We start from the raw sequence: 12,635 nt of genomic DNA, 5'->3' as shown, positions 1-12,635 counted from the left end.
GTTCCGCGACCAGTTTATCGGTCGCGCTCCGGGACCGGACAACCCGTCTCGCAGGCTGGGAGTCCGCTGACCTGGGATCACGACCGAGACGGTACGACGATAGCGCCTGGCGGTGAGCGATTCGCCACATTTCGCGGGTTTCCGTGGTCGGCCCGTCGCGCCGGTGCCGCCCGGTGTTCACGGGAGCTTCGCGGCACCTGCGGGAGAGCGCACCCCCTGGAGAGCGCGGGAGGGACCTCAGGCGAGCCGGGGCACGACGAGGTCCCAGACCGTGTCGGCGAGGGCTTCCTTGGGGCCGTGCGGCACCGGCGTCTCGCCGCCGTCCGCGGACAGCACGACGGCCTCGTTGACCTCCGCGCCGAACGTCCTGTTCTCGCCCACCTCGTTGACGACGAGGAGGTCACAGCCCTTGCGGCGCAGCTTGTCGCGGCCGTTGGCCAGTACGTCGTCGGTCTCCGCGGCGAAACCGACGATCACCTGGCCGGGACGGGCCCGGTCCGCGGAGATCTCGGCGAGGATGTCGGGGTTGCGTACCAGCGTGACGACCGGGGCCTCCACGCCGTCCTTCTTCTTGATCTTCCCCTCGGCGTAGGTGGCGGGGCGGAAGTCCGCGACGGCCGCCGCCATGACGACGGCGTCGGCGTCCGCGGCCGCCTTGAGCACGGCCTCGCGCAGTTGCACCGCCGTGCCGACGTGGACGACGTCGACGCCTGCCGGGTCCGGCATCCCGGTGTTCGCCTCGACGAGGGTGACGCGGGCGCCGCGGGCGGCCGCGGTGCGTGCGAGCGCGTAGCCCTGCTTGCCGGAGGAACGGTTGCCGAGGTAGCGGACCGGGTCGAGGGGTTCGCGGGTGCCGCCCGCGCTGACGACGACATGGCGGCCGGCCAGGTCGGGCGCCTCGACCCCGCGGGCGAGGACGCGGCGGCAGATCTCGAAGATCTCGCCCGGGTCGGGCAGCCGGCCCTTGCCGGTGTCGACGCCCGTGAGCCGGCCCACGGCGGGCTCGATCACGACGGCGCCGCGGCGGCGCAGGGTGGCGACGTTCTCCTGGGTGGCGGGGTGCTCCCACATCTCGGTGTGCATCGCGGGGGCGAACACGACCGGACAGCGGGCGGTGAGGAGGGTGTTGGTGAGGAGGTCGTCGGCGAGGCCGTGGGCGGCCTTGGCGAGCATGTCCGCGGTGGCGGGCGCGACGACGACGAGGTCGGCGTGCTGGCCGATGCGTACGTGCGGGACCTCGTGGACGGCCGACCAGACGTCGGTGTCGACCGGCTGCCCGGAGAGCGCGGACCAGGTCGGCGCGCCGACGAACCGCAGTGCCGACGCGGTCGGCACGACCCGGACCTCGTGGCCGGATTCCGTGAGCCTGCGCAGCAGCTCGCACGCCTTGTAGGCGGCGATGCCCCCGCTCACGCCCAGAACCACCTTCGGCCTGACCGCCGCGTCCACCGAGCCGTCCACTGAGTCCACCACCGCGTCTCCCGCCCTCCACTGGTGCCCACCGGTCGTTGGTCGGGCCCGGATCCTTACGTCCTCATGCTGCATCACTCATGGACGAGCGTCTCGCACCACCCTCGATGCACACCACAGGCCCGGCGGACAGTCCGCCGGGCCTGTGGAAAAAGCTTGCCGCGCTTACTGGGCCGGGCCCTCGATGGCCTCGGAGGTCAGCAGACCCGCGTTGATCTCACGCAGGGCGATCGAGAGCGGCTTCTCGTGGACGTGGGTGTCCACGAGCGGCCCGACGTACTCGAGCAGGCCCTCACCGAGCTGCGAGTAGTACGCGTTGATCTGACGCGCGCGCTTGGCGGCGTAGATCACGAGGCTGTACTTCGAGTCGGTCGCCTCGAGCAGCTCGTCGATCGGAGGGTTGATGATGCCCTCGGGCGCGGTGATGGAAGAGGACACGCTATGCCTTCCGAAGAACTTGCAGAAAGATCGGACAAAAGATCAAACAACTGCCATCAAGGCTAGCAGCTCACGGGCCACGTCCTCGACGGAGGTGTTGACCAGGGTGGTGTCGAACTCCGACTCGGCCGCCAGCTCCACCTTGGCGACCGTCAGCCGGCGCTCGATGACCTCGGGGGACTCGGTGCCGCGCCCGGTGAGGCGGCGGACCAACTCCTCCCAGCTCGGCGGGGCGAGGAAGACCAGCCGGGAATCCGGCATGGACTCCTTCACCTGCCGGGCGCCCTGGAGATCGATCTCCAGCAGCACCGGCTCGCCCGCCTCCAGGCGGTCGAGGACCGCGCGACGGGGCGTGCCGTAGCGGTTGCCCGCGAACTCGGCCCACTCCAGCAGCTCGCCGTTGGCGACCAGCTTGTCGAACTCCTCGTCACTGACGAAGAAGTACTGGACGCCGTGCTTCTCGCCGGGACGCGGCTTCCTGGTGGTTGCCGACACCGAGAGCCAGACCTCGGGGTGGACCTTGCGCATATGAGCGACGACCGTGCTCTTGCCGACCCCGGAGGGGCCGGAGAGCACGGTCAGCCGCGGACGTACCTCTGCTGCCATGCAGCGATTATTCCAGCCTCCCGGGAGTGCCCGGGAACGTCAGGCGGCGCCGCCGCCGAACTCGCGCTCGAGGGAGGCGATCTGGTTGGAGCCGAGACCACGGACCCGGCGGCTCTCGGAGATGCCGAGCCTCTCCATGATCTGCTTGGCGCGGACCTTGCCCACGCCCGGCAGGGACTCGAGGAGGGCGGAGACCTTCATCTTGCCGATGACGTCGTTCTCCTGGCCCTGCTTGATGACCTCGTGGAGGGAGGCGCCGGAGTGCTTGAGTCGATTCTTGACCTCGGCCCGCTCCCGGCGAGCCGCGGCGGCCTTTTCGAGCGCGGCTGCGCGCTGTTCAGGGGTAAGGGGCGGAAGAGCCACGCCTACGTCACCTCGGATGTCGAACTGTCGGATACGGACCGGTGAGGAACCTAGTCGCCCCACACCAGGGGGAGCAACGAGCAACGCAGCGCTTCTGCCCTGCACGTTCTCTTCGACGGAGACTAGCGGCCATGGCCGCTCCAGTCAGCGAGAACAGACGAAAAGTCCTGGTCAGCATCGACCGACCAGGACAATTCGGGCAAAACAACCGGGATTTGCGTGAAGAAACCGTCAAAGAATCTTCGGGCCGCTCCCTGCCACCGCTCCTCGGCCGCCCCGCGAGGGGTCACCGACGGCCCTGAAGGCCCCCTTCCGCGCGTCCGCCGCTGGTGACGGCGTTACGCAGAGCCGACACCGCATGCACGGAGAGCTTCGGCGACGGGCGCACCGGCGGCCGTCACACCGAGGCGACCGCCGCGCGGATCTCGTCGGCGAACCGCGCGGCCGCGTCGCGCAGCCCCGTGACGTCCGGTCCGTGCCGAAGGACGCCACGGCTCACGCTCGGCACCACATTGCGCACGGCCGCGCCGAAGACCCCGGGAAGGTCGGCCGGTGTCGCGCCCTGGGCGCCGATGCCGGGCGCCAGCAGCGGCCCGTTGATGTCGAGGTCCACCCCCGCGTCGCCGAGCGTCGCGCCCACGACCGCGCCGACCGGTCCGAGGGGCTGCGCGCCGGCGTTCTCCGCGGCCATGTGGTCGAGCATCACCTGCGCCAGCGACTTCCCGCCGGCCGCGGTCGAGCGCTGCACCTCCGCGCCCTCCGGGTTGGAGGTGAGCGCCAGGACGAAGACACCGCAGCCGCTCAGCACGGCCTGGTCCAGGGCCGGGCGCAGCGATCCGAAGCCCAGGTACGGGGAGACGGTGACAGCGTCGGAGAACAGCGGGGAGTCCTTGCGGAGGTAGGTCTCCGCGTACGCGCCCATGGTCGAGCCGATGTCGCCCCGCTTGGCGTCCATCAGCACCAGCGCACCGGCGGCGCGCGCCTCCGCCACGGCCTTCTCCAGCACGGCGATGCCGCGCGAGCCGAAGCGCTCGAAGAACGCGGACTGCGGCTTGAGGACGGCGACCCGGTCGGCCAGCGCCTCGACCGTGGTGCGGGTGAACCGCTCGAGGCCGTCGACGTCGTCGTTCAGTCCCCACGCGGTGAGCAGCGAGGCGTGCGGGTCGATGCCGACGCACAGTGGGCCGCGGGTGTCCATGGCGTGGCGCAGCCGTGCGCCGAAGGTTTCCGGGAGGGTCATGAAGCGGCCTTTCGCGTCTCGGCGCCGACGGCCTCGGCGAGGGTGGCGTACGGGCTCGCGGCGAGGCGCGCGGCGAGGCCCTTGTGGATGGCGCGGGCGTAGCAGGGGCCCTCGTAGATGAAGGCGCTGTAGCCCTGGACGAGGGTGGCCCCGGCCAGGATGCGCTGCCAGGCGTCCTCGGCGTTCTCGACGCCGCCGACGCCGACGAGGGTGATGCGGTCGCCCACACGGGCGTAGAGGCGGCGCAGGACCTCCAGGGAGCGCTCCTTGACGGGCCGGCCGGACAGCCCGCCGGTCTCCTTGACCAGATCGGCCGGGGACCTCAGGCCGAGGCCCTCCCGCGCGATGGTGGTGTTGGTGGCGATGATGCCGTCCAGGCCCAGCTCCAGGGCGAGGTCGGCGACGGCGTCGACGTCCTCGTCCGCGAGGTCGGGGGCGATCTTGACGAGCAGCGGGACGCGGCGGTCCGTCACCGTCCGGTCGGCGGCCTCGCGCACGGCGGTCAGCAGCGGACGCAGCGACTCGGTGGCCTGGAGGTTGCGCAGGCCGGGCGTGTTCGGCGAGGAGACGTTGACGACGAGGTAGTCGGCGTGGGCGGCCAGGCGCTCGGTGGAGGTCACGTAGTCGGCGACCGCCTCCTCCTCCGGGACGACCTTGGTCTTGCCGATGTTGACGCCGACGACCGTGCGGAAGATCTCGCGGCGGGCCGCGAGCCGCTCGGCCACGGCTGCCGAGCCGTCGTTGTTGAAGCCCATCCGGTTGATCAGGGCGCGGTCGGCGACGAGCCGGAAGAGGCGCTTCTTGGGGTTGCCCGGCTGGGGCTGTGCGGTGACGGTGCCGATCTCGACATGGTCGAAGCCGAGCATCGACATGCCGTCGATGGCGACGGCGTTCTTGTCGAAGCCGGCCGCGAGACCGAAGGGGCCGTGCATCCGCAGGCCGAGCGCCTCGGTGCGCAGTTCCTTGTGACGGGGCGCCAGGGCCGCGGCGACGAAGGTACGCAGGACGGGGACGCGGACCGCGAGCCGGATCCAGCGGAAGGCCAGGTGATGGGCCTGCTCCGGGTCCATCCGCTTGAAGACCAGGTCGAAGAAGAACTTGTACATGGGAAGTGGTGTCCTCATGAGGAGGGGGACACCGTTTCCGGTGTCCCCCTCGTCGTTGCTAGTCGCGGGCCGCGGTCAGGTGTTCCGCGTGTTCCTGCAGTGAACGGACGCCGACGTCACCCCGGTTGAGCGCGTCGATGCCCTGGACGGCGGCGGCGAGCGCCTGCACCGTCGTCAGGCACGGGACGCCCCGCGCGACGGCGGCGGTGCGGATCTCGTAGCCGTCGAGGCGGCCGCCGGTGCCGTAGGGGGTGTTGACGATGAGGTCGACCTCGCCGTCGTGGATCAGCTGGACGATGGTCTTCTCACCGCCCGGCCCCTCGCCCTCCGACTGCTTGCGCACGACGGTCGCGTTGATGCCGTTGCGCTTGAGGACCTCGGCGGTTCCGGAGGTGGCCAGCAGCTCGAAGCCGTGGGCGACCAGCTCACGGGCCGGGAAGATCATCGATCGCTTGTCGCGGTTGGCGACGGAGACGAACGCGCGGCCCTTGGTGGGCAGCGGGCCGTACGCGCCGGCCTGCGACTTGGCGTACGCCGTGCCGAAGACCGAGTCGATACCCATGACCTCGCCGGTGGAGCGCATCTCCGGGCCGAGGACGGTGTCCACGCCGCGGCCGTGCACGTCGCGGAAGCGCGACCACGGCATGACGGCCTCCTTGACGGAGATCGGCGCGTCGAGCGGCAGGGTGCCGCCGTCGCCGTTCTTCGGCAGCAGGCCTTCCTCGCGCAGCTCGGCGACGGTGGCGCCGAGCGAGATGCGCGCGGCGGCCTTGGCGAGCGGGACCGCGGTCGCCTTCGAGGTGAAGGGCACCGTCCGGGAGGCACGCGGGTTGGCCTCGAGGACGTAGAGGATGTCCCCGGCCATCGCGAACTGGATGTTGATCAGACCGCGCACGCCGACACCCTTGGCGATGGCCTCGGTGGAGGCGCGCAGCCGCTTGATGTCGAAGCCGCCGAGCGTGATCGGGGGCAGGGCGCAGGCCGAGTCGCCGGAGTGGATGCCGGCCTCCTCGATGTGCTCCATCACGCCGCCGAGGTAGAGCTCGGTGCCGTCGTAGAGGGCGTCGACGTCGATCTCGATGGCGTCGTCGAGGAAGCGGTCGACCAGCACGGGGCGGGTCGGGGAGATCTCGGTGGACTCGGCGATGTACGCCTCGAGGCGCGCCTCGTCGTACACGATCTCCATGCCGCGGCCGCCGAGCACGTACGACGGGCGGACCAGGACCGGGTAGCCGATCTCGTCGGCGATGGCCTTGGCGCCCGCGAAGGTGGTGGCGGTGCCGTGCTTCGGCGCGGGCAGCCCGGCCTCGGCGAGCACCTGGCCGAACGCGCCGCGGTCCTCGGCGGCGTGGATGGCCTCCGGCGGGGTGCCGACGACCGGGACGCCGTTGTCCTTGAGCGCCTGGGCCAGGCCCAGCGGGGTCTGGCCGCCGAGCTGGACGACGACACCGGCGATCGGGCCGGCCAGCGACTCGGCGTGCACGATCTCCAGCACGTCCTCGAGCGTCAGCGGCTCGAAGTACAGGCGGTCGGAGGTGTCGTAGTCGGTGGAGACGGTCTCCGGGTTGCAGTTGACCATCACGGTCTCGTACCCGGCGTCGTGCAGCGCGAAGGAGGCGTGGACGCAGGAGTAGTCGAACTCGATGCCCTGGCCGATGCGGTTCGGACCGGAGCCGAGGATGATCACGGCGGGCTTGGAACGCGGCGCCACCTCGGACTCCTCGTCGTAGGACGAGTAGAAGTACGGGGTGCGGGCGGCGAACTCGGCGGCGCAGGTGTCGACCGTCTTGTAGACCGGGCGGATGCCGAGCGCGTGGCGGACCTCGCGCACGACGTCCTCGCGCAGGCCGCGGATCTCGGCGATCTGGGCGTCGGAGAAGCCGTGGCGCTTGGCGTCGGCGAGCAGCTCGGGGTCGAGCTTCTCCGCGGCGGCGAGCTCGTCCGCGTGCTCCTTGATCAGGAACAGCTGGTCGACGAACCACGGGTCGATCTTCGTCGCGTCGAAGACCTCCTCCGGGGTGGCTCCGGCGCGGATGGCCTGCATGACGGTGTTGATCCGGCCGTCGGTGGGACGGACCGCCTCCCGCAGCAGCTCGTCCTTGTCGCCGGTCTCACCGGTGAAGGCGAACTGGCTGCCCTTCTTCTCCAGCGAGCGCAGGGCCTTCTGCAGCGCCTCGGTGAAGTTCCGGCCGATGGCCATGGCCTCGCCGACGGACTTCATGGTCGTGGTGAGGGTGGCGTCGGCCGAGGGGAACTTCTCGAACGCGAACCGCGGCGCCTTGACGACGACGTAGTCGAGGGTCGGCTCGAAGGAGGCCGGGGTCTTCTCGGTGATGTCGTTCGGGATCTCGTCCAGCGTGTAGCCGACGGCGAGCTTCGCGGCGATCTTGGCGATCGGGAAGCCGGTGGCCTTGGACGCGAGGGCCGAGGACCGGGAGACACGCGGGTTCATCTCGATGACGATGATCCGGCCGTCGTCGGGGTCCACCGCGAACTGGATGTTGCAGCCGCCGGTGTCGACGCCGACCTCGCGGATGATCGCGATGCCGATGTCGCGCAGCCGCTGGTACTCGCGGTCGGTCAGCGTCATCGCAGGGGCGACGGTGATCGAGTCGCCGGTGTGGACGCCCATCGGGTCGAAGTTCTCGATGGAGCAGACGACCACGACGTTGTCGTGCTTGTCGCGCATCAGCTCCAGCTCGTACTCCTTCCAGCCGAGGATGGACTCCTCGAGGAGCACCTCGGTGGTCGGCGAGAGGGTGAGGCCCTGGCCGGCGATGCGGCGCAGCTCCTCCTCGTCGTGCGCGAAGCCGGAGCCGGCGCCGCCCATGGTGAAGGACGGGCGGACGACCACCGGGTAGCCGCCGAGGGTGTCGACCCCCTTGATCACGTCGTCCATCGAGTGGCAGATGACCGAGCGGGCCGACTCGCCGTGGCCGATCTTGGCGTTGACGGCCTCGACGACGCCCTTGAACAGGTCGCGGTCCTCGCCCTTGTTGATCGCCTCGACATTGGCGCCGATCAGCTCGACGCCGTACTTCTCCAGCACACCCTGCTCGTGCATGGAGATGGCGGTGTTGAGCGCGGTCTGGCCGCCGAGGGTGGGCAGCAGCGCGTCGGGGCGCTCCTTGGCGATGATCTTCTCGACGAACTCGGGGGTGATCGGCTCGACGTAGGTGGCGTCGGCGATCTCCGGGTCGGTCATGATCGTCGCCGGGTTGGAGTTCACCAGGATGACGCGCAGGCCCTCTGCCTTGAGGACGCGGCAGGCCTGGGTGCCGGAGTAGTCGAACTCGGCGGCCTGGCCGATGACGATCGGGCCGGAGCCGATGACCAGGACGGACTGGATATCGGTGCGCTTAGGCACGCTCGGCCTCCATCTGGGCGGTGCTCATCAAAGACGTGAAGCGGTCGAAGAGGTACGCGGCGTCGTGCGGGCCGGCGGCCGCCTCTGGGTGGTACTGGACGCTGAAGGCCGGCTGGTCGAGCAGCCTCAGCCCCTCCACGACGTTGTCGTTGAGGCAGACGTGGGAGACCTCAGCGCGTCCGTAGGGCGTGTCGGAGACCTTGTCGAGGGGGGCCTCGACGGCGAATCCGTGGTTGTGCGCGGTGACCTCGACCTTGCCGGTCGTGCGGTCCTGCACGGGCTGGTTGATGCCGCGGTGGCCGTACTTCAGCTTGTAGGTGCCGAAGCCGAGCGCGCGGCCGAGGAGCTGGTTGCCGAAGCAGATGCCGAACAGCGGCGTCCTGCGCTCCAGGACCGACCGGATGACGGTGAGGTCGGCGGTGGCCGGGTCACCGGGGCCGTTGGAGAGGAAGACACCGTCAGGGGCGACGGCGTAGACGTCCTCCACGGTGGCCGTGCCGGGCAGGACGTGGACCTCTATGCCGCGCTCCGCCATGCGGTGCGGCGTCATGCCCTTGATGCCCAGGTCGAGCGCGGCGACGGTGAACTTCTTCTCACCGATCGCCGGGACGACGTACGCCTCGGTGGTGGCGACCTCCGCGGACAGGTCGGCGCCCTTCATCTCGGGCGCTTCGAGGACCCGGGCGAGCAGCGTCGCCTCGTCCGCGAGGGCGTCACCGGAGAAGATGCCGACGCGCATCGCGCCGCGCTCACGCAGATGGCGGGTGAGGGCGCGGGTGTCGATGCCGCTGATGCCGACGACGCCCTGGGCCCGCAGTTCGTCGTCGAGCGTGCGGCGGGAGCGCCAGTTCGAGGGGATACGGGCGGGGTCGCGCACGACATAGCCGGCGACCCAGATCTTCTTCGACTCGTCGTCCTCGTCGTTCACGCCGGTGTTGCCGACGTGCGGCGCGGTCATGACCACGACCTGGCGGTGGTACGACGGGTCCGTCAGCGTCTCCTGGTAGCCCGTCATGCCGGTGTTGAACACCGCCTCGCCGAAGGTCTCCCCCACGGCCCCGTAGGCACGGCCGCGGAAGGTGCGGCCGTCCTCCAGGACGAGTACGGCGGGAGCGTTGGCGGCTCCCCGGGTGGAGGTCGTCATCGTGCGGTGCCTTCCGTCGTCTTGATCATGTGTGTCAGGGTGTCGACCCATTCGCTCTGCCCGGCCGCGTGGTCGGAGCGGAAGCCGGAGTCGATCAGCTTGTCGCCGTGCGCCCAGGTGACGATCAGCAGACCGCCCTCCGCGAGGACCTTGCCGGCGATGCCCTTGTCGAGCCGGGCCTCACGCAGTGCCTGGACCGGTACGAAGAAGTCCTGCGCGCCGGGACGTACCACGGCCAGTCCCGCGTCGGTGAGCGTGAGCTCGACGCGGCTGCGGGTGCCGAGTCCGTGGGCGACGATCCGGTCGAGCCACTGCCCGGCGGTGGTGGAGCCGTGGTAGCGGCCCGTCATCGTCAGTTTCGCCTCGCCGGGCTCCACCGGCGCGGTGGGCAGCTCCGGCAGGTCGGACTGGAGGCTGCCGCGCCACTTCCATCCCTGGCGCATCAGCCAGTAGACGAAGGCGACGAAGGCCAGCAGCCCGACGACCCAGCCGATGCGGGCGGCCCAGTCCGTCACCTCCGCCGACTTCTGCTCGGCGGCCAGAATCATCAGTGCAGGTGTCACGCCAGTTTCCCGTCCACAACCGTTGCCCGGCCCCGCAGGAAGGTGTGCGTGACGCGTCCCGGCAGCTCACGGCCCTCGTACGGGGTGTTGCGGCTGCGGGAGGCGAAGCCCGCGGGGTCCACCGCTCCACGGTATGCCGGATCGACCAGGGTGAGGTTCGCGGGCTCACCAGCCGAGACGGGCCGTCCATGGCCCTTGGCCCCGCCGATGACCGCGGGCCTGAAGGACATCCGGTCGGCGACGCCGGCCCAGTCGAGCAGTCCCGTCTCGACCATCGTCTGCTGGACGACGGACAGCGCGGTCTCCAGGCCCACCATGCCCATGGCGGCGGCGGCCCACTCGCAGTCCTTGTCCTCGTGCGGGTGAGGGGCGTGGTCGGTGGCGACGATGTCGATCGTGCCGTCGGCGAGCGCCTCGCGCAGCGCCATGACGTCGCGCTCGGTGCGCAGCGGCGGGTTGACCTTGTAGACCGGGTTGTACGAGCGGACCAGCTCGTCGGTCAGCAGCAGGTGGTGCGGGGTGACCTCGGCCGTGACGTCGATACCGCGGGACTTGGCCCAGCGCACGATCTCGACGGAGCCGGCGGTGGAGAGGTGGCAGATGTGGACACGTGAGCCGACGTGCTCGGCGAGGAGGACGTCACGGGCGATGATCGACTCCTCCGCGACGGCCGGCCAGCCGCCGAGTCCGAGCTCGGCGGAGACGATGCCCTCGTTCATCTGGGCGCCCTCGGTGAGGCGCGGCTCCTGGGCGTGCTGGGCGATGACGCCGCCGAAGGCCTTCACGTACTCCAGCGCGCGCCGCATCATCACGGCGTCGTCGACGCACTTGCCGTCGTCGGAGAAGACGGTGACGCCGGCCGCGGACTCGTGCATGGCGCCGAGTTCGGCGAGCTTCTTGCCCTCAAGGCCGACGGTGACCGCGCCGATGGGCTGGACGTCGCAGTAGCCGGACTCCTTGCCGAGCCGGTAGACCTGCTCCACCACGCCGGCGGTGTCGGCGACGGGGAAGGTGTTGGCCATGGCGAACACGGCCGTGTAGCCGCCGCTCGCCGCCGCGCGGGTGCCGGTGAGGACCGTCTCGGAGTCCTCACGGCCCGGCTCGCGCAGGTGGGTGTGCAGGTCGACCAGGCCCGGCAGCAGGATCTGCCCCTGGGCCTCGATCACGGTCGCGTCCCCGGCCTCGAGGCCGGTGCCGACACGCTCGACGGTCGCGCCGTCGATCAGTACGTCCTGGGGCTCGCCGCCGAGTACCTTCGCACCGCGGATCAGGGTCTTGCTCATCGTCTTACTTCTCCTCGGTACGGGTGTTCGTGGTGGGGGCGTCGGACTCGTTGCCGCCGAGCAGCAGGTAGAGAACCGCCATGCGGATCGACACGCCGTTGGCGACCTGCTCCACGACGGTGCAGCGGGGCGAGTCGGCGACCTCGGCGGTGATCTCCATGCCGCGGACCATCGGCCCGGGGTGCATTACGATCGCGTGCTCCGGCATCCGCGCCATCCGCTCGCCGTCCAGGCCGTAGCGCCGGGAGTACTCGCGCTCGGTCGGGAAGAACGCGGCGTTCATCCGCTCGCGCTGGACGCGCAGCATCATCACCGCGTCGGACTTGGTCAGGGTCGAGTCCAGGTCGTAGGAGACCTCGCAGGGCCAGGTCTCCACGCCGACCGGCACCAGGGTCGGCGGGGCGACGAGGGTGACCTCGGCGCCGAGGGTGTGCAGCAGGTCCACGTTGGAGCGGGCGACGCGGCTGTGCAGTACGTCGCCCACGATCGTGATGCGCCTGCCGGCCAGGTCCTGCCCGATCCCGTCGTCCTTGCCGACGAGGCGGCGGCGCATGGTGAAGGCGTCGAGCAGTGCCTGGGTCGGGTGCTGGTGGGTGCCGTCGCCGGCGTTGATGACGGGGGCGTCGATCCAGCCGGAGTTGGCGAGCCGGTAGGGAGCGCCGGACGCGCCGTGCCGGATGACGACGGCGTCGACGCCCATCGCCTCCAGGGTCTGGGCGGTGTCCTTCAGCGACTCGCCCTTGGAGACGGACGAGCCCTTGGCCGCGAAGTTGATGACGTCGGCGGAGAGGCGCTTCTCGGCGGCCTCGAAGGAGATCCGGGTGCGGGTGGAGTCCTCGAAGAAGAGGTTGCAGACGGTACGGCCGCGCAGGGCGGGAAGCTTCTTGATCGGCCGGTCGGCGACCCGGGCCATCTCCTCCGCGGTGTCGAGGATGAGGACGGCTTCGTCGCGGGTGAGGTCGGCGGCCGAGATGAGGTGACGCATCATCGGAGGGTTTCTCCAGGTCTGTGGAGGTTTGCGAGGCATGCGGGCGCACGGAAGGGCACGCCGTACG

11 protein-coding genes are annotated in these 12,635 nt (G+C 70.5%); all 11 read right to left on the bottom strand.

Features of this window, described 5'->3' with window-relative positions; all coding sequences use genetic code 11:
- Nucleotides 1–237: 237 nt before the first annotated feature.
- Nucleotides 238–1,473: a bifunctional phosphopantothenoylcysteine decarboxylase/phosphopantothenate--cysteine ligase CoaBC gene (gene coaBC / locus AB0K36_RS16765; RefSeq protein WP_435877874.1), complete on the bottom strand. Its 1,236-nt coding sequence runs from the start codon at nt 1,471–1,473 to the stop codon at nt 238–240.
- Nucleotides 1,474–1,635: 162 nt separating this feature from the next.
- Entirely contained in the window at nt 1,636–1,908 is a 273-nt protein-coding gene (rpoZ, locus tag AB0K36_RS16760) for a DNA-directed RNA polymerase subunit omega (protein ID WP_005319902.1), read from the bottom strand.
- 42 nt (nt 1,909–1,950) lie between these two features.
- Entirely contained in the window at nt 1,951–2,514 is a 564-nt protein-coding gene (gene gmk, locus AB0K36_RS16755) for a guanylate kinase (RefSeq protein ID WP_159693867.1), read from the bottom strand.
- Nucleotides 2,515–2,553: 39 nt separating this feature from the next.
- Nucleotides 2,554–2,877 carry an integration host factor gene (locus AB0K36_RS16750; protein ID WP_005319887.1) on the bottom strand — a complete coding sequence of 108 codons (324 nt, stop codon included), beginning with the start codon at nt 2,875–2,877 and terminating at the stop codon, nt 2,554–2,556.
- A gap of 397 nt (nt 2,878–3,274) precedes the next feature.
- A complete protein-coding gene (gene pyrF / locus AB0K36_RS16745) occupies nt 3,275–4,117 on the bottom strand; it encodes an orotidine-5'-phosphate decarboxylase (protein WP_364594316.1) in 843 nt (280 codons plus the stop codon).
- Nucleotides 4,114–5,223 (bottom strand): quinone-dependent dihydroorotate dehydrogenase, encoded by a 1,110-nt coding sequence (locus tag AB0K36_RS16740; protein ID WP_364594313.1) that lies wholly within the window; start codon nt 5,221–5,223, stop codon nt 4,114–4,116. Before AB0K36_RS16740 ends, pyrF begins: the two co-directional genes overlap by 4 nt.
- 58 nt (nt 5,224–5,281) lie before the next feature.
- Entirely contained in the window at nt 5,282–8,590 is a 3,309-nt protein-coding gene (gene carB, locus AB0K36_RS16735) for a carbamoyl-phosphate synthase large subunit (protein ID WP_364594310.1), read from the bottom strand.
- Nucleotides 8,583–9,734 carry a glutamine-hydrolyzing carbamoyl-phosphate synthase small subunit gene (gene carA / locus AB0K36_RS16730; protein ID WP_189473623.1) on the bottom strand — a complete coding sequence of 384 codons (1,152 nt, stop codon included), beginning with the start codon at nt 9,732–9,734 and terminating at the stop codon, nt 8,583–8,585. The genes carB and carA overlap by 8 nt, the downstream gene beginning before the upstream one ends.
- On the bottom strand, nt 9,731–10,282 hold the full coding sequence (locus AB0K36_RS16725; protein WP_435877876.1) for a PH-like domain-containing protein: 552 nt from the start codon (nt 10,280–10,282) through the stop codon (nt 9,731–9,733). The genes carA and AB0K36_RS16725 overlap by 4 nt, the downstream gene beginning before the upstream one ends.
- Before the next feature lie 11 nt (nt 10,283–10,293).
- A complete protein-coding gene (locus AB0K36_RS16720) occupies nt 10,294–11,580 on the bottom strand; it encodes a dihydroorotase (protein WP_364594303.1) in 1,287 nt (428 codons plus the stop codon).
- Nucleotides 11,581–11,584: 4 nt separating this feature from the next.
- Nucleotides 11,585–12,568 (bottom strand): aspartate carbamoyltransferase catalytic subunit, encoded by a 984-nt coding sequence (locus tag AB0K36_RS16715; RefSeq protein ID WP_189473620.1) that lies wholly within the window; start codon nt 12,566–12,568, stop codon nt 11,585–11,587.
- Between the last annotated feature and the right edge of the window lie 67 nt (nt 12,569–12,635).

The sequence above is a fragment of the Streptomyces kurssanovii genome (genome assembly GCF_040677245.1).
Classification (GTDB): Bacteria; Actinomycetota; Actinomycetes; order Streptomycetales; family Streptomycetaceae; genus Streptomyces; species Streptomyces kurssanovii.
This window is presented reverse-complemented; position numbering and strand designations above follow the sequence as displayed.